This is a genomic window from Candidatus Omnitrophota bacterium (genome assembly GCA_028707125.1).
GTDB lineage: Bacteria > Omnitrophota > Gorgyraeia > Gygaellales > JAQTUX01 > JAQTUX01.
This window is the reverse complement of record JAQTUX010000002.1, coordinates 343471-363175: the sequence shown is the minus strand read 5'-3', so window position 1 is coordinate 363175 and position 19705 is coordinate 343471. Positions and strand designations below refer to the sequence as shown.

Sequence of the window (19705 nt, the reverse complement as noted above, 5' to 3'; positions counted from 1 at the left end):
TTTGAGGGAAGACGGCCTGATGGTCATTACATTCGCTACATCCGATATTGAAACCTATGGATGGGGATATATTGATTCGGCAGAGAGGACCGTTAATGATTACCTCAGAAGTTCGGGCCGGCTGGATTTAATGTCTGTCCATCGCATAAGGGTGCCGCGGGATTTCCCGCGTTCTAACACGCATGCCTCATTTTACGAAATATATCCTGTGATGTTGATCGTGAGCCGCCATGACGAGATGTACCGATTGCTTTATAAGTCCGGCCTGGACAAGAAAAATAGGGCATTTGACAGCGACCTCAGAAAGCAGTCCATCGGTGACGCCTTAATGTATGAAGACGCGCTTATTGACTTATATCTGGCATTTGCCCTTCGCCCCGTGGACAGGGGGTTATTTGTTCTTATAGCTTTTATCCATGCGCGTTTGTCCAGCATTTATAAGCGTTACAACAGAATCTTTGATGCGGACAGGCACCTGTTACCCACAATAAAAGCGCCCACGATTGATGAAGAAGTGTATAGCGCTATGCGTCGGCGTGTAGCAGAGATAAACAGGAACGGCGATGGCGCCTCCAGCAGCGCGCCTGCCCCGCCGCAGGAGGGGAGTGGGAGCGACGCCTGCACTGCAGGCGATAAAATACAGGTGGAAACGTTATTGCGGCTTACCCCACAGCAGCGCGAAGCATTTATTGAGCTTCTGGCCAGAGAAAGATACTGCGGCAGCATAAAATCTGCGCGAAATGATATATCCGCAAGCATATGTTTTTCTCCCGGATTAATAATGCAATTGCTGGTTGCTTTAGACGATGTAAGGCCAACGGGGTATATCAAAATCGAAATAATGAGAGGCAAAGGTAAACTCCAGTATATTTACTGTTTTAAAGAAAGGAGATTAAACGGTATAGGCAGGGCATTGTGGGGTAGCGCGGTTGAATTCTTCCAAAGCCACGGTTTCTCCATCGGCGATTGGATATCAACGCCTTCCATGAGTTTAGATGCCCAGAGGTTTTTCCGCAAGACAATCGGCAGAGATAACTTCTCAACATGCGGCGATGAATGGAAAATCAGGTTGTTGCCGCCACAGGCATCAAGCAGCGCGGTATCGAAACATATAAACGCGGGCCTGCTGGACAATATGAGCGAAGATGCTGTCTCTGTCAGCGAGCAAGAGGCGGATATCGCAAGGCATATCTTTGCCGCCCTGGGCATACAGGATGAGTGCTTAATTTGGCAAAATAGTGATGATGAATTCAGGTTTGCGGATGTGCCTCTGGATAGATTAAATAAACATTGCGTGCTTGGAGCGTTTAATCTTTCTGATGCGGAAATATTAGGGCCGGGTGATTTTATCAGGGTGATCGATCACGGGGATATACCGATATTATTATGCTTCCTCAGAAATGATAACAGGGCATCGGTTATCTCTATCGCGGGCTATTATGCCCGTAATGGATGGATGATAAAAGGCGCCCACGCGAAAGAGCTATTTCTTGCCGGCATGGAGATCGCGTCTGATATAAGCTGCGGGTATACATACGCGTTTCTTAATAAAGAAGGCGAGTTTAGCCGTATTGTAGCGGGGGACAACCTGCATTACTTTATAGACGATGCCGATGTATCCTCTATGATGAAGATCCCCGTATTGCCGATGGTCCATTACGGCGTTCACCCCTCAAGCGTCATCAGCGCGAATGCTGCGCGAAGATATATTGAGCCGGGGATGAATGCGCTGGTGATGGGCTGCGGCATGGGCCTTGATACGGTATCCGCCGCGCTGAGAGGGGCCAGAGTTGATTCTTTGGATGAGAAGGATATGGCGGTTTGGAATACCAGGTTGCTTGCTAAGCGCCTGGGAGTATCTTCAATGGTCAATACCTTTGTGTCCGACCTGTTTGAAAGAGCGCACGGTCAATACGATATCATTATTTACTGTATGCCTCAATCTGACGATGAAGAAGGAGAGGAAATATCCCCTGAGTGTATGACGCCGGCCCTCAGGAACGTATTGGATTATGGCAATAGAATGTTAAGATCTGTTGCGGAAAATATACCTTTGTATCTTTCCGACTGTGGCAGGGCCATACTCATCAATGCCATATCCCGCAAGGTGGAAGATACCCTGACGAGAGAGAGCGGATGCCATATATTCGCCGATCCGTCTTTAGAAGAGCTTGGATTCCAGGGTTATGTTCTCTTAAAGAAAATGTCCAGCAGTCCCTGCGGTGCGTTGACGGCGTTGCAGCAACCCATTGACCTTGACGGAAACGGTAGACCGGTGCCTTCCGGCGTCTCCAGCAGTTCGGTTGACCCGACCCAGGCGGGTGGCGGGGCGGTAAGAGGGTTATCAGGGCCTGGGGCCGGCAGTTTGGGGAAGGTTATTGATATCATATGGAGCGTTACGGGCTTATATCAGAACGGAAAAAATATCAAGAAAGGGCTGTTGCCCGCGAGTTTGATCAAGAAGATAAACAGCGCCGGGCAATATATTCTGCGAAGCTGGGGAGATAAAGAGTCAGTCATGGACCTTACCCGGCTCTGGGCGGATATGGAGGATATAGAGAAACAGGCGCTTATTGGCCAGTTGTTTGTCATCAGGCGGGCAAGGGGGTGTAATCTCTACATCGCCAGAGACGCAGGGTCATTTGTGCGGTTTCTGGATTCTACCCTGAACAGGGCTACAGGCTATTTTGCATACGGTTTGTTTGATAAGGAACAGCAGCTGGCCGGCTTTGTCTATGGCCGGTATGTCCCCGGTATTATGGGTTTATCCGGTGGTTATTCTGACATGTACGTGTTGTTGACCGAGCCGCGTCCGGATGGCAAGCGTGGGCGTGGCTCGGCGATACTGGGTGTTGTCTTTGAGCAGCAGTTTCAGCAAGGGGCTCAGATCTTGGAGTGGGAGTCGACGCATGAAGCAGTCAAGTTCTATCGTTGGTGGCTCAAAAACAGGAATGCGGTATTTACCGAAGATGAGCTTAGTCAGGGTATCTTTTTTAAGGTATTTCTCGATGGTGCCTCCGGCAGCGCTGGTCCAGATGGATTTAGTCCTGCATCATCGGCTGCGGCAGGTAAGTGGCCTGATATCATGAAAGACAGTCTAGGTGAATTTGGCGTCAAAATAGCCGGTGTTACTCCGGAGGAGGCGGCTCAGGGAGGTTATAAGCCGCTTAAGGTTAAAATGCAAAATTTGCGCTATCAGGAAGATTTAATACCCGGCGCCTCAGCGCTTGATAAATCCGCATCGCCGATGGGAATAGAGCCGAGCGCCTCCAGTAGCGCGCCTGCCCCGCCGCAGGAGGGAGACGGAGAGAAAGAGCTCCCCGTTTCATCTAAGCCTGCCAGGGCCCTCAGCAGGCATCCTTTGAGCGCGCAACAGCAGGAAATCGTGGATTTAGTTATGGAGTTGGGGGAGGGTGCCACTGTAGATATAATGGCTTCACGTTTACATAAGCGGCCGGATTACCTGCGCGATAGGCTCATAATTCTGCAGAGAAACCGTAACGTTGCGCCTGCGGTGAGAAAGACGATGAAAACGATCGCGCGGACAAGCCCTCCGGCAGGGATCTCGCGGACACAGCAGGAACTATTGAGGATGATCCGGGAGGCGCGATCACCATCTCTGGATAGCCTATCGGAAGCGCTGACAGGCACCAGAAGTACGGTAAGGAACAGGCTGGAGCGATTGCGGGACAATCCGCATATTACAGGAGAGCAAAGGAAGACCATAAAGAATATACTGAAGGCAGAGCCGGCTAGGGGGATACCAAGGACCCAGCAGGGAATATTGGATATAGTCAGGAGCGGAAACGGGCAGCTTACATTCGGGGAATTAGCAAAACTGGCCGGAAAAGATAATGGGCAAATAAGAGATACGCTGATCAGTCTCAGTAAGAATAAGGCAGTGCCGCAAGCGGCCAGGAAGAAACTCAGGAGGCTATTGAAGGAGTATGAAGAGCAAAGAGAGGCGGGTTTAGTCCATAGCCAGCAGGAATTGATCGCCGTCATCAAACAAATAGACGGAGGGCTCACGCTTGATGTCTTAACGGAAAAAACAGGAAGAGGTAGAGAGTATGTCATTGACAGCCTAAAGCGGTTAGGCGGCAATGGCAGGCTAAGAGGTGATATCCGTCATGCCCTCGATCGTCTTTTGCCGGACATTGAGCTTCCCCGGAGGATACGCGAGGAGGCGCAGGATAATAAAACCCATTGGATATTTCTGGCCTTTATGCTGGCAAGAGGCAGGCTGTCGCTGGAGGAGCTCGTCTATTTATTGCAGGGTTACCTTAAGTATTCCGCAATACAGCGCGTGCTCCAGGGCATTGATTTTAAGCAAAGTGATCTCAACGCGGGGATGCCGTTTGTCCGGCCGATTTTTGCCAGGACGAAGATGGTTGAAGACGCGATATTGAAAAGATTACAGGAGCTGGGCGGATTATCAACTAATGGTGAATTAGCCGTATTATTAGGACTGAGTGTCGGTAACCTTTCCATGGTAATAAACAGGATGGATTGGCAGACAAATAATGCTATACGCCGCCGCTATCGCCTCTTTGAGCTTGAAGTCATAAACCTGAAGAAGGTATGCCGGGCAAGGACTAAAAAAATATTAGGCCTGACCAAGCTAAACGAGGTAATCTTGGATACAGCCACCATTGTCGCAGGCCATTCAAGATGGAGCACGGGGAATGGCAGCGGGAAGCTGCTTCGCTATTTTAAGGTTTTTGTCCATCATCGTGTAGTTGAATTGATAAAACAGGCTGCCGCGGAGGAGGTCCTTAAGATAGGCACGGCAGATGACCCGGGTTACCTGGAGGCCGCGGAATTTCCGGCTGTCTTTGGCCTTATGGAGATAGTGAAGTTCATTATTGAGCGCGCCAAAGAAAAGAAAGATAGTTATGAAATACGCCATTACTTCAGCTGTGTGGTTCCGCGGGTATTCAATGTCCTGGAGCCCCGGAAGATGGGCTTGGAGGAATTAGCAAAGGCCTTTAAGGAAAAATTACTTCTTTCCGAACAGGGCAGGCCTATTTTTGACGGGCAGGGTATTTATTATGGTACGGCAATGAGGCTGCCTCTTCTGAAGGATATAGCCACACAGGCGGCGAGGTCTCTACTTCAGCAGGCCGGGGAGCTGCGGCGGGCCAACCCTCATGCGGTCTTGGTCATGATACAGAGGGTTATGAGGATGATGCCACCAAGCGAAGTTGACCTATGGAGAGAGTTGTGTGATGAGGAAGAGAGGTCTGAAACAGCGCCGCGGCATAATGCCAACGGAGAGGATAAGGCCGCGGCTGATAAAGTAATAAAAGAGTGGGTGGAGTGTCTGCCGCTTGAAGGCAATTGGCTTCTGTTGCAGGACCGAGGTTGGATGTCGCCGGGCGCATCCAGCAGCGCGCCTGCCTCGCCGCAGGCGGAGGGCGGGGAGATCGCTGAGACATGTATCGAGCGGGATGTTAAGATATACAGTAATCCCGCCGACCCCAGGGGTATCCATTCAACCCCGTCCATAACCTTAAGCAAGTGTATAGCCCTGGTAAGAGAAAAGGACGGGCTGAGCATTCAGGTTCTAATAAGGAACAAAACGCGGGATATAGGGTATTTTGACTGCCTTTATGAATCCACGCTAACCTTGTTAGGTTTGGAGTTGTATTGTGAGGACATCGCTACAGTCATGGTCAGGGGCAGATACGATGAGAAATATCTCCGGGTTATTATGGATTTTATGGCAGGCCTGTTGCAGGATTACAGCAGATTGTCCCTTGATATAGAGGCCTTGGAGTCCTGTAATGATTCGTTAGATGAACTTGAAGCAATATTGATCAGAGACGGATATAGGATTAAAAAAAGCAGCAGAAAGAAGCCTCGGGATGCGGTTAAGAGCGGCAAGAACCGAGAGATTCGTCTAGATACGCCGGCATCTATAGCCCTGAGGGCGCAAGATAGGAGGGCGGCGAATCTGCCGCGTTATGACGCGATCATTGATTTTGGAATCTTCCGCTCCGGTGTTACGGGAACGGAACAAGAGCAGGGCGGCTCCAGCAGCCCGGGTGAGGGGCAACTATGTTATATTTCAGCAGAAGAAACAAATGCGTATTACCGGAGGTTAAAGGAGGCATTAACAGGTCATCGCAGGTTTATGGAGGCGATGTTTACATTTGAACAACTTAAGGATCAGGGTAATATCGCCATACTTACGGAGAACATAAGAGCTATCATACTGCCTTGTCCTTTTACAATAGTCACTCCGCATACTTACATATACGCGATTACGAAGGATGAAAATATTATTGGCTACGGTGCCCTTGACTATGTTCGGTCTATTAAGGAGGGTCTGTACGATGTTTATTTCGGAATGTACATATTTGCTGAATATCGGCTTGGAATAGCAAGGGCGTTGCAACAGATGATTTCCAGGATATTCACCGTTGTTGTTTTGTTGCAACCGGCAGGCGGAAGAGTCGAGAATATACGCGTTAGTAACCGCGCCTTGAGGTATGATTATGATGAACAGGTTATTGCCGATATGTATCAAAAAGAGACAGGGGCGCATCAGAGCGAATGGGATGAGCGGCAAGATAGAGAATACAGATCGCGCATCTCTATGGCCGAGCAGGAGGACCGTGACAGATTAATGGCTATGCATTTATGGCTGGTATATGGATTCAGGCCGGAGTCCATTGTTGGTATCGCCGACGAGATGATAGAGTTGACCTTTCCCGGGGACGCGCAGAAACAATCCATGGTCCGGCAGGCATTAAACGGCGATATTAAGGCAATCAGGTGGATGAGAATCGAATGGCCATACTTGTTAAGGGCGCTTATCGGTGATTCCGATCTTGTGATGGCTTTGGAGTCTTCTGGCGCCTCCGGCAGCCCGGCTGAGGAATCCATAGGAGACCTACTCTGCCGGCGTGATGCAGAGGTTGATCATGAATCCCTCGAAAAGATCCGGCAAATCCGCGATCCCCGCGTAGTAGATTTACTGATTGCGGCCATTCGCGATACTGGGCGGAGCATTTTTTCTACGGAAGACGCGTGGTTGTATAAAACGATTATCAATGGAGCAATCGGAGAAGCATTATCAGGAATAGGGACCCCAAGGGCAAAAGTATATGCCTATCTTTTAGAGGAATGGCCCTATAAAGCGATAGATGGAATAGGAGAGGTAGGCAAGGATATAGATGTCGTCTCCATATTGATAGAAGCCCTGAGCCATAAGAATGCCCGCATTCGTTTCAACGCCATATGGGTTCTCAGAGAACTGAAGGACCATAGGGCTGTGAAACCATTAATAGAGATGTTCGACGTTGATGGGGGGCTTTATCTGGCATGGAGCCTCGTACTTATGAATGATCCTTCGGCTATACCGTCCATTAGGAAGCATTTATTGTGGGCTGAACGCAGGCTTCAAGAGGTCCCGAGAGAAATAATGGGTACTTGGACGGAATGGGTGGGCACAGAGCATAATGGAACGCTCGTAGAGGTAAGCGGTGAAGTAGAAAATCCGGAAGTAGGAGAATTAAACGGCAGGGTGGGGGAGCTGCGAAGATGCCTTAATTCTTTAGAGAAGGCAAAAGCAGTTTTGGATGTTCAACAAATAATTAAGGTTGCTGATGTGAACGGCCTTGATGAGCGGCTTGTGCGCCAAGCCATAAATAACGGCAAGGTAAACATAGGAGACATAAAAGATGATAGATTAAGGGCGTTTTTTTCTTTCTTGAAGGACCAAGGCTTAGATAGGGACATTGTTGTTGTTGGGGGAGGGGTGAGGGATATTTTCTTCGGTGAGATACTGGGTGATATAGATGTCAGCATCATGATGGATTTCAATGAGAGTGAGAGGAATGCGCTTAGCCGTGACGAGGCTCAAGATAATTATAGAATTCACAGATACGCCATGGGGGTGTTGGACAGGATTTCACAAGCCCTCGGGGTCAGCGCGGATGATTTATTATGTCCTGCCAGAGCGACTAGAAAGGCCGAATTTAACGGAGTTGAAATTCAATACGCAGGTCCGATGCAGGGAATCACGAACAGCGGAACAGAGGTTTTACTTCGCAGGATTGTAGTAGACCCGCGGACCAGAGAACTCTTCGCGGAATCAGGCCCAACCTTGCTGATGATGGCCTTGGACGCAGAGGGTAATATTTATGGGCACACAGAGGGCTTGACCGCTCTTTTAAAAGGCGAGGTTAGTATGGCGGGGAATGGAAGGAACCTTACCCTCAGTACGCTGACAAGGATATTAAGGCTCAAGTATCAATATGGCTTAAGATTAACGGATAAGATCTATAGCGTAATCCATCAGTCCATACAGGATTATAGAAGCGGTTTAATCCCGATTGAGACAGTTATGATCCCGGCTGTAAATAGGCAGATTTCCGCTATCCTTCAACACGCTAAGGATCCAGAAGAGACAGGAAGCGAATTGCAAAAATTAGGCATAATAGAAATCCTTGATAGGGCGCGGCTTGAAGTAGCCGGGTACGGTCCTTCTGCCTCTGGCTCCTCGCCGGTAAACGAGTTGCAGTCATATAGTGAAGAATTCTCATCTAGCAACCCGGTCGGCTCGCAGCATGCCTCCAGCAGCCCGCTTGTCCCGCCGAAGGCGGGGCCTGCCCCGACCCAGGAGGGGGGCGGGGAACCAGGTAAGGATGCACCCGTGTTCCAACGACCTTTATGGGGGAATTCGCATCCTTGGAATGTGGAATGGTTTGGCGCCGTACACGCGGATGCCCGTTTCTCGTATCTTGGCAGGCATCGGCGGCAAATCGAATATTTTCAGTGCCGGGTTCTGCCGTTAATAGTGGCACAGGGCATGGCCCAAAGTTATATACGTTTGTCAATCATCGGCCCCGCGACTGGAGAAGAAATGGCCACTATTCTCGCGGCAATAATCCAGGCATTTGAGAATAATAAGGGATGGGGAGATGTGGAGCGGTGGCATATCGTGTTAGATGGCATCGAGATGACGCCAGCGTTTGTCAGTGAAGCGCAAAAGCGGCTTTCCGGCCAATCGCCATTCGCGCTAGGAGACCATCTATTGACCGAAGGTTTTAAAGAAAAGGCGGCCGGGTATGAGAAAAGAGCGGCCGGTATCATTGATACTTTGAATAAACATCGGCAATTGACGCAGAGTAGTTTCTCTGTCAGGCAGGGTGACGCGAGCGACGATGGTATATTGGCGTCTTTAAGAGGGTCGGCGGCAGTCTTTATGAATAAGACGTTTACCGCCATAGATGTAAATCAGCTCTATCAGGTCAGGATGGCTTTACAGGAATATGTGGGGGATGCCTTTTTATTGGGCGATGCCGATATGATGTTGTCAGGTATTAAAGGAGGCGCCGTAATTACCTGTCAGGGGGAATTTAGCGATTTTTGTATATGCGTCCCTGCTTGGGCGCAAGATGGATGGAGCAGGCCAGGGTCAATTATTTTCCAAGGCGCCTCCAGCAGCGCGCCTGCCTCGCCGCAGGCGGGGGGCGGGGCGGCTAATGTTGGATGGCATTGGGTTAATGGAGAACTTTTGTTGTTTAATGGCGGTATTGGGGTAAAGCTTCTGGGGGATTTCGGCAGCGGCAAGAGCCGCCTGGCAATAAAGTTAGTTGAAAGCGACGCGCGCTGGCAGGTTGTCAGCTGCGCAGCGTCTTTATTAAGGATAGAGGAGGGGCCCGGCAAGGGCTCCCCACTTATGGGCAAGAGGACAGGCGATTCCAATTTACTATCATCAAGGTTGCTTGGGAATAGGGAAATCGTATTATCGGATCAGGATCAGGCAGCGATAAGAATCATAATTATGCTTGATGATTGTTTCGGCGGCTTCATAAACGACATTTTAAGTTCCGGGACCCGAGCCGATATATTGGGGATAACGATTATAAAGATAACAAGGGAAGAATTAAATTATAGATGGAAGGAGCTTTTGGCGCGGATCAATGATATTGCCTCTGCCAGCAGCCCGGGCGCGATAAAAGGGCAGGGTGGCAATGGATGCATATGGTTAAATAATATAAAGAGTTTTCGCCCGGCTGAAGGGCAGGATAGAGAGATATCCCTTAGATCATTGATCGGTGACATAACCCGCTTTTATAATGACTGGCTGAAGGATCTATTGACAGCGTTTTATTTTAAAATAGGTTTGTTACATATAGACACTTCAGAGATAAGGCCGCTATTGGATGATTTTCTCTACAGATTTTATACGGAAGGCCAGATGGAAGGAGATTTATTGCTTGAGAAATCGGGCGAGATCAGCCCTATTGAGATATTGTCCGGTATATTGTCTTTGAAAGATAGCCAGTTAGAGCTCATCAGCGTTTTCAGGAAAAGGATTGTCTCAAAGTGTGTTTCTATGGAAATAAGAGAACCCGAATCCGTTTTGGTTTATTTGTCTTATTTTAAGGAGCAGGTTGAACAGTTCTTTACTGTTCTTGGTAAGGTCGCCGCGGGCATACCGGAGTTGAACGGAGGCGCGGTTGTAAGAAGGCGCCCTAAGGCCTCCAGCAGCGTGGGTGGGGAAAGGCGTAGCGGTCCATCCAGATACTACCGCGGTAAGCCGTTAGGGGAAGTGTGTCGGAATAGATATGTTGACGCCGGTACGGCTTTTGAATCCTCTGGAAGAGGAGGGTTTCCCGATTCCGAAAAATGGTGGCTATCTAAACCTATCAGCCCCATGGGGGGGTCGTTGTCCATCGGTAATCCGGAAATTGGCTTCCCCATAACAGAGACAGGAGGAAGCTCGTGTCAGATAGCGTATACAGGGTTGGTTGATTTTGAATATGCGGCAGAAGTGCCGTGGGATGAACTTGTGTATGACGCACAAGCAGAGCCCGAGCCCAAAAGCCGTAATCAGCTAAATTTAAAGCGCAATTCTGAGGCGGTCCGGCAGAGATTCCTCTTGTTAGTGAAACAGATCATAGATAATTGCCGTAGGGGGTTCGTTGCTTCTCATAAAATCGCAGATGAAATGCGGCAGCTGCACCGCATCTTAATTTTAAGTGCGGATGAATCTGATACGAAGCGTATATATTATCCGCCCCATATGAATATAGATATGTTTCCGGAAGATATACGCGTAACGCTGGCACAACAGATGGCAGGGCAAGAGCATTGCCATCCGCAGGCCCTAGAGGGGGCAGGGATAAAATTGGCCTGTTGTTTATTGTTTCCTTTATCAGAACTGATAGTTTGCCGGTTACTTTCGCATATTGCCGAATTCTATAGTGAAGAATACAGGGATAACGGAGATTATATATTCAGATACGGCAATAATTCGCTTTTTATGAACATGGTAAACGGGTTTCTGCGGCTGTATCGTCTTAAAGGCATTGAGCACAAGGGGCTCGCCAACGCGCTTTTAAGCGGAGGGTTGTACAAGTTGTGTTTTCGGTTTAAAGATGAGGTTTTGGCTGTTAACCCTCGGGTTGGCCCCATGATGGAAAGCAGCGTGGAGGATTGGTTGAGATTTGCTGCCGGTACTACCGCAGTTAGATCTACTTCACCGGCGAGATCACAAGTCACCCCCGGCAGTCCGGGAGAGTCGTCTTCCCTAGTAGGTGGAATGTGCCGGGATGGCGGTATGCCGTCTTCAGTCGTCTCCAGCAGCGCGGCTGCCCCGCAGGACGCGGGAGCGCAGGAGTCGCTCGTGTCGCAGGAAGAGCGACTGTTTGGACTTATGCAAAATGCGGCATCAGGAACGGAAGATATACTTGTCTTGAAAGAGCGAATCGTCCATATGTTTAAGAAAGACGGTTGTGCGCTTTTGGACGCAGCGCGCGCGCATAACAAGCAGAAAATCATAGATTTATTATTGGGATTATCTATGCAGGGAAAATATGATAGTTTAAGCGAAGCGGAGAGAGAATCGGCGTTAGTTTTTGACGCCGAACTTATCAATTTATGCAACCTCCTTTATGCTTCTGAAGATGCATCGAGCGAAGTAAGGCAACTAATTAGCTCCTTGGAGCAAAAAGGAAAATATGAACGCCTGCTGAAAATATTTGATCTTCAGAAGGGCGAGTCTTCAGAACTGGCTTTATCCGCGCTGTTGCAGTATTTAAACGGAAAAGAGCTTACCTTACGGAATTTTATCAGGGATGGCCTGCTGCCCTGTTTCTTCAGGCATTACAGCCAGAATTATAGTTTGCACTATTATATCCTCAGATACCTGCATATGTGCGATGACTTTAACTATGCCCCTGATTTAATTGATGAACTGGCAAAAGATTCCCACGCACTCAATCACCTTCTGCTGTATTTTGTGTCCAGGGTGTTTTATGAGCGGAAAATAAGGGATGCGCAGACAGCAAAGGTCATCCGCAACATCGGCATCTACCATATTGAGTACGTTGAGAAGATGCTGGCTGAATTGTACGGCAGTTGGTTGCCCGAGGCATTCTTTAGAAACAGCAGCGACTATAAGAATATCCTCGTCCCGGGAAACGGCGAAGATGCCCAGGGCGTATCTCTGGTTTTAAACAAAAATTATACTATTGAGTATTATCGCAGCGCGGATAATCCGGCGGAAGTGATTTCGGGGATTGAAAACGGCAAAAGAGAGCAGATCCATCGGCTATTGGAAGAAGGAGGGATTATCGCAAGGTTAGGCGAAGAAAAAGGTAAGATAATGGTTTTCGGCAGCCCCGACGGCGATTGTTACACCGAAGGCCAGCCACAGGGCGGCGCTTCCAGCAGCGCGCCTGCCCCGTCGCAGGCGGGGGGCGGGGCGGCGAAAATAGCGGAATATTTAAAGATTATGCGAGAGTGGGGCCCTCGTAGCCAGCGCTGCGCCTTTAATGAGAAGGGCGAAATACTTCTTACTTTCCAAGCGTTGTCTTTTAACTTCAAGAGACAGTTAAGAACAGAGAGCGGCAAAGGGCCTGTCTATATGCCATGCTATGTAAACTTGAGCAGCGCAGCCCGGCTTTTGGAGGATGCTCGGTTATCTGTCCCCATAGAATTTAAAAAACGCATGGCTTTGGCAGAGATAAGAGACGGCTTATGCATACGGCTCATATTTTCTGAACAAGAGTGTATAGTTTTCAAGCGCAGCAGTAAGAAGGCCCTGGGAATTATTACTTCCGCGACAATATACAAAGAAGGCAGAAATCCCCGCACGTATAGTTATCGTATTATATGCGACCCCGAGACGCTTACGCCGGTTCGTTCTTACCTGGGAGGCATACCTCCGGCTGAGTTCAGCGTTGATACAGGAAGAAAATTGATCATTATTTCTAAAACAGGATACAACGGTTTCGTAATATTTAATAAGCAGAGGCATCGTTTTAGTGAGGCCCAGAGGAGGATCGCGTTATTAGTATGCGGCAATCGTATTATAAGGGGCCTCTTCCCTGAAAGCCGCGGGCGCCCCAGACTTGCGTTCAGGTATAGATATTCCGATAACGGCATAATTACCGCCATCAGAGAAAAGCGCGGTAACGGCAAGTGGGGCGATTGGGAACCGTTTGTCCTGTTTTGGCTTAACGGCGAATTAATTTTTTCAACGAGAAAGCAGAATCTCGTTAGCCAGCTGAAAAGATCCAAACCCGAAGATAGAATAGTGATTACCGGTTTAAGATCCGCCTATTTCGCATTCTTCAGCCACACGAATAAAGGCAGGAAAAGAAAACCCGTGAGATTCATCCCTTATGAATATTCGGGCATAAAAATAGAGCGGATTTTGGCTTCCGGCGGTGAACACGGCAGGTGTCTGGAGCTTTGCCTGGAAGGCGGCGTAACTGTCATCCCGAAATATGAAGGCGATATCTGTATCGGGGTTACAGTAAACGACCCCGCCAAAAAGAGCCCTCACGAATATCCTTATGTTCTGGCAAGGGATAATAAAGGCAAGATCGTCAATATTTTTCCTCCGGTTGAAACGCGCGGATGGCAGTTGAGCAATATAGACAAATGGGTAACCCGGAATGTATTCACCGGCATTATCGAGGGCGGCATCACCATGAATGGATGGGGCGGCTTAAGGCTGGGTGAAAGCAATTATTTTTATCCCAACAGCGAGGCAGCGCCGATAAAGATAGAGTTAGATAAAGGCAGGCCGAAAGTTTTCTACGTCTATATCAATGCCGAAGGCAGGGAATACAAATGGGAAAAGGCAAATGCCGGCGAAATGGCGCGGATTATTCCTCAAGAAGCCACCGAGCCGATGATCCAATTGGCTCGGGAGGCAATGAAAATAAGGCAGGTCGAAACCGTGATTTATAACTATTCCCGTCATATGTACAGTTTAGGTGTGGAATATGATGATCTGTATAATGAAGTATTGGTTTGGCTTATAGATATTGTTCGGAAGTGGGATTCAAGATGCGGCGGCATTAACGGTGCCGTATTTGTCAACGGAGCCAAAAATGCGATAAGAAGATTCATCGAAGATTATATTTGCCGTAACTTTTCAATCTCGGGAAGAAAGCAGCGTCTGATCTACCGGATGAATCGGCTAAGAAGGGATGCCGCATGCAAAGCCGTCAGCCCAGGTAATTTGGAAGCTTTCTTGGGGGAGGAGTTGGGAATTTCCACCGAAAAAATCAAAGATTTACAAGTTCTTTGTGAGGCATTCAGATCGCTTGCTGCCGCGCAGGATGAGGTCTCATGGGACAGATTTTGGCAGGCAGCAGAGGGGCCGCAATACCTTCTGGAGCCGGAAGTGCCAAGTTCCTCTTCCGCGGCAGAAGAAAGCGAAAAAGACTATCCCTGCGTAGAAAAGCGGATCGGGGCGGTAAAGGCAGAGTTTACCTGGGCCAATGATGAGATTGCAGAAAGGGCAGGGCTTGCCGCGCGTCATAGAGACATAGGCGCAGCAAAAGCTAGGTTCATAACGGCAACCGAAAAAGCCGTTTTCCGATTAGAGTTAATTCTGAAGAGGCACGGTGCAGGGAGAAGCGGCCGCGAATCCATGGCTGTCAAACAGATCGGGATGTCCGGATCAAAACAGGTGGATGCTATCCGGCGGCTCCATGGAGCTGGTCTTGTTCCCAGATTTGGGGGGACTCTTGATGGATTTCATTATGAAGAATGGATCCGTGGTCAGCGGGTACATTCCGTGGCCAGGAAGAGAGAGCTGACAAATTTTGAGCTCCAAAACATTTTAGCAATCTTAATTGGAAGAAAGAGGATAGGGGAGGCAGAGGAATTTCTTAATCAATCCTGTCCCGCGGCTATGGCCGGAGAGGGACGGGCCTCCAGTAGCGCGGATATAACAGAATCCTCGCAATCCTCTGCGCCGGAAAGGGATACAGGCGAGAGAACCGTCCCCGGAACCCCGGGAATCCAGATAGGTTCCCGGATCATCTATCTTCCTTTGAGCCGGGATGAAACAAATGAGTTAAAGGCGCGGTTTGAAGCGGCCGGGAATAACCCTCCTGCCTCTGATTCCTCATCGGTGAACGAGTCTCGGCCAAATGGTGGGAAATTATCATATAGTAACTTGACCGGTTTGCAGCAGTCCTCCAGCAGTCCCCTTGCCCCGTCGCAGGCGGGGGGCGGGGCGGAGGATGATATCTTGCGTGTCTGGGCGCAAACACGGCAGCCGTTTCTGACCCTGGGCTTGGCGGGATTGAGATATATGGCGCGGGAGGGGGCGGCCAGCTATACTGTCCGGCAGGCTACGAATCAGGCAGATGCGCAGATTCAGTTAATGGAATATTTGCACAGGCGTTTCCGTCTGCCGTACGTGCTTACGGCAATGGATCTAGTTTTATTTCCCGAGACTGTTTCGCTTGTCAACAGGCACCTTGGGGCGCCAGAGATCAAGGCAGTTTATGATGAGCGGGAAGGTACTATCAAACAAGGTGCAGATAATTATCTTCTTGATGATTCATTTACCTTCACTGCAGAAAACGTGTCCAAGCTGCTAGTTCCTGATTTTGAGAAAGATGGGCGCGCTAAGGTGTATCTTGATGCGCTAAGGCATTTTAGGCAGATGCTGCCGGATGTTCCGCGCATTGCCTATGTAATGGGTCCGGCTACCCTTGCTTGCGTACTGCAGAAGTTAAACGATATGGCCACGGAGGTAGTATATCAAACAGAGACGGTGGGGGTGTTATTTGACTATTGCACTGCGGTAAGCATCCGATATGCCGAGCAGGCAATTGCCGCCGGTGCCGATGTGATGATCATTCTTGATCCTTATTCCGGGCCGGTTTTTGAGCTTCTTGGCCCGCCGAGGGGCAGGAAATTTATTTTTGCCTTAGCAGGAAGATCGGCCGCCAGGATAAAGGAGTTAAAGAAGAGAGCGGTTTACCACAACTGCGGTAATTCCAGTTTGTATCAAAATAAATTTATGCAGGCGCTGGCAGCACTGGAAGTGGACGCTTTTCATGTGGATGAGGTAATAGGTTTCGCGGAGCATCTAAGGTATTTGGCGGAAAAGGCAGTTGTGATGGGTTCAATCCCCGCGGCGCGTTTACCCGATTTGACTTGCGCGCAAATACGGGAATTGATAGCAGGGAATTCAGCGCGGTACGCGCAATATATAGAGGCAGGTCAAATGGTGTTTAGCATTGCCTGCGATACTCCTGCGCGCACCCCCATCCAAAACATTGAGGCAATAATAGATGCTCTTTGTTCGGTCGCTTCCAGCAGCCCGCTTGCCACGAAGCAGGAGGGGGGTGGGGATATAAATAAATTCGCCATCTTTGAGGGATCATTCAAATGCTATATTGGTGTCGCGGGCATAGCTTCAATAGCAGATGTTTGTAGTTTAGTCGCGAAAGTGAAGGGACTGCACAAGGCAACTACTGAAGGTGTTTCAGCCATGGCAGGGCTTCTTATAGTAGATGATGGAAAAAGCATGTCTGGCAAGCATCCTAATCGTTATATAACTGATATTGAAGAAATGAAGAATATTTTGAAAAAACTAAGGCGATCCGGCCTGCTGAGCTGTGTTCATTATTCCAAGCACTCCAAAAGCGATAATATGTTAACCGATATTATCAGGCAATTAAACGAATCAAACCAATTGCCTGATGCGGTTCAAATAAATTTATTTGGCGATGATATTGATGCCGCGCAGATGGATGCAATAAGAAAGATCGGAGTCAAGGTTATACTTCAGGTCCAATTAGACCGATTCGCGAATGTAAAAGTAGAAGCAGTTAGTTACCTGAAGGCTTATCAGGGGCATATAGACGCGATCTTATTGGACATAAGTTTAGGCACAGGCAAGGAATTAGATAGCGGGATCGCGTCGGGATTGATCAATTCCATCAGAGAGGCGTATCCGCGTTTAAGCATAGGCGTCGCAGGGGGGTTAGATGATACAAATGTAGATAGAAAAATCCGGGAAATAAGGGCAGGTTTAAATGCCGTACTGCCTTTTAATATAGATGCCGAAAGCGGCTTAAGAGTTGATCCTGACGGCAGCGATAGGTTTGATCCGCGTAGGACTATACGATATTTGGGGGAAGCCATGAAAGCCATGTCGGGACCGGCCTCCAGCAGCCCGGTTGGGGAAATTAGTTTTATGGATGTCGAGAGATTAATGGAAGTAGCAGAATGTTTAACGGCTATGCGGAATCCATGGCCTGAAGTTATACGTGCCAGAAAACTAAAAAGAATCCCCGCTACCCCCTACGAAATAGACGAGGTTTTTCCACCGGCACATTTAATGGTTAGTTCATCCAGGGATGTAAAGGCGGTATTGAATCAGGATTTAACCATAGGGATTATCGGTAGCGCAACTAAGTCTAGCCCAGACGGTCGTCTTTTGTCCGACATATTGGTGCGCTCTACTTTCAGTTACGCGGCCAATAAGGGTATTACTGCTGCAGTAGTATCCGGCGGTGCCTACGGAATAGATGAAGCGGCCCATGAGGCAGCTATTGATAATGGAGGCACCACAATAGCCGTCAAACCCTGGAGTGGAAGCGGGATAGGCGTGTTTAAGAAACCAGCATCGAGACAGCAAATAATCAATAACGGTGCGATAGTTTGGGTGGAACAGAGACGTTGTCTTCCCGATATAGATCTTGCCCTTGCAAGAAACGCCGTCACTACCGCGTTATGCGATATTGTCGTAGTTATTGAGTGCAAGCGGGAGAGCGGGACGGTAGACGCGGCTCTGAAGGCAGCCCTTCAGGGAGTGCCGCTTGTAGTTATTGATTGGGAGCGTATTGTACACGCGAAAGAAGGGTTGTCGGATGGCAATGAGGATTTAATAAACATATTAAAGCCAGTATCTTCTCTGCCCCAGCCGATAAGATTTCCCGATTCTAACCAGTCGCTCTTCTTAGATTCTTTAGAAGACCAGAAAAGCATAGATTCTTACTGGCATGGATTTATCGATAGCATGTTCAGCAATGCCGATTCGAGAAGCTGCAGAATAGACCGCTTTTCTCGCTTAGCTGAAAAGTTGCAGGCCTCCAGCAGCCCCCTTGACACGACCCGGGAGGTGGGCGGGGATGAGCGGCAGGCAGAGATTATAATAGATAATGAATTGACTGAGGCGCAATGGCTTGAGTTTTGCGGTACATACAGAGATGGGCGGTATTCTGTAGGCATGGATGATTTTAAATGGTCGGATGAATCGCTGATGACATTCGGCGCCTTTGACTGCGTAGTATTCATTTTAATGGATACAGAAAATAACGAATGCGGAGTAGGGCATTTCAATTCTTTAAATGTTAAATTCCATGAGCATTTCAGGCAGATAGCGGACAGGATCCAATTGTCCCCGGGTAACTACAAGTTATACTTCTTAGCCGCGGGTTACAAATCCGGAGGTGATCAACAGGGATTGAAGGGCGCGGCCGATAGATTTAAGGCGGCGGTGGCAGAGAAATTCGCTTCCATTGGCATAGGGGATTATGCAGATTTAACGGCAGACGGGGCGGACATGGGAATGGCGGCAGTTATAGCCGATCCCCGGGGCGCCTCAATTAGATATTTTTATGAGAGCTTGAATGAGATATCTGCAAAAAATAGAATATCCTTAGAATATGCTGCATGCGCGCTCGCGTTGATCGTTCTTGCCTTAGGGTTTCCGGATATTTGCCTGGGGGCAGAGCAGGCAGCAGGTGCCTTCGGAAGAGGGTGGGGCTGGTGGGATATGTTAAAATGGACCATAGCCGGATTTTTCATTTTGTCGGCGGTATTAACTCCGGTTGTGCTGTTGGTTGTCGCGGCCGGCAAGAAACAGGATGAAATGTTTTATGAGCCGTTTTTCAGGTTTGATGATATCCTTAGAGACGGCGGCTGTGAGGCTGTAGAGAAAGAGGCGGAGGCCCGGGATGAAGAAAGAGAGAGAAATATCCTTAAGTTGATCAACGGGGTTATCAATGCCCGTCGCGGCGGGCGTATGGGCCTGCCGGATATCAGCGCCCTCTCCGAAAACCTGCAGAATAAAATACATTGGTTAGCCGGCATCGCAGGCAGATACAAAAACGGATACGCTCCCGAGATCAACAGGGGCGCCATTACCATTGCCCTGGAGATCCTGAATGAATCCGGTGTCGCGTTAAGCGGGGAAGAGAAAAAGCCGTATGCTGAGTTGGATAATATGCAGCGCATGATGAAGGTGCTGCAGGCCTTAAACGCAGGGTTTGGCTATATTCCAGGAGATATGTTCGGCTACCGCGGCCTTGCAGATTGCTTCTTTGATTTCGGGTTAAGCAGGGATTGCGCGCATACCGTAGCAAGGATATTGCGGATTTCAGTTAACAGGGCGGACAGTGAAGAGGAACGACGGCACTGA

General features: G+C 48.9%; 1 protein-coding gene (cut by a window edge). It reads left to right on the top strand.

Annotated features, from left to right (window positions below; translation table 11 throughout):
- A protein-coding gene (locus PHR44_08075) for a HEAT repeat domain-containing protein (protein ID MDD4910613.1) crosses the window boundary here: on the top strand, positions 1-19705 show its final stretch. The gene continues 48317 nt to the left of window position 1, outside the view; the window shows 19705 of its 68022 coding nt (coding positions 48318-68022); its start codon lies beyond the left edge, outside the window; the stop codon is at positions 19703-19705.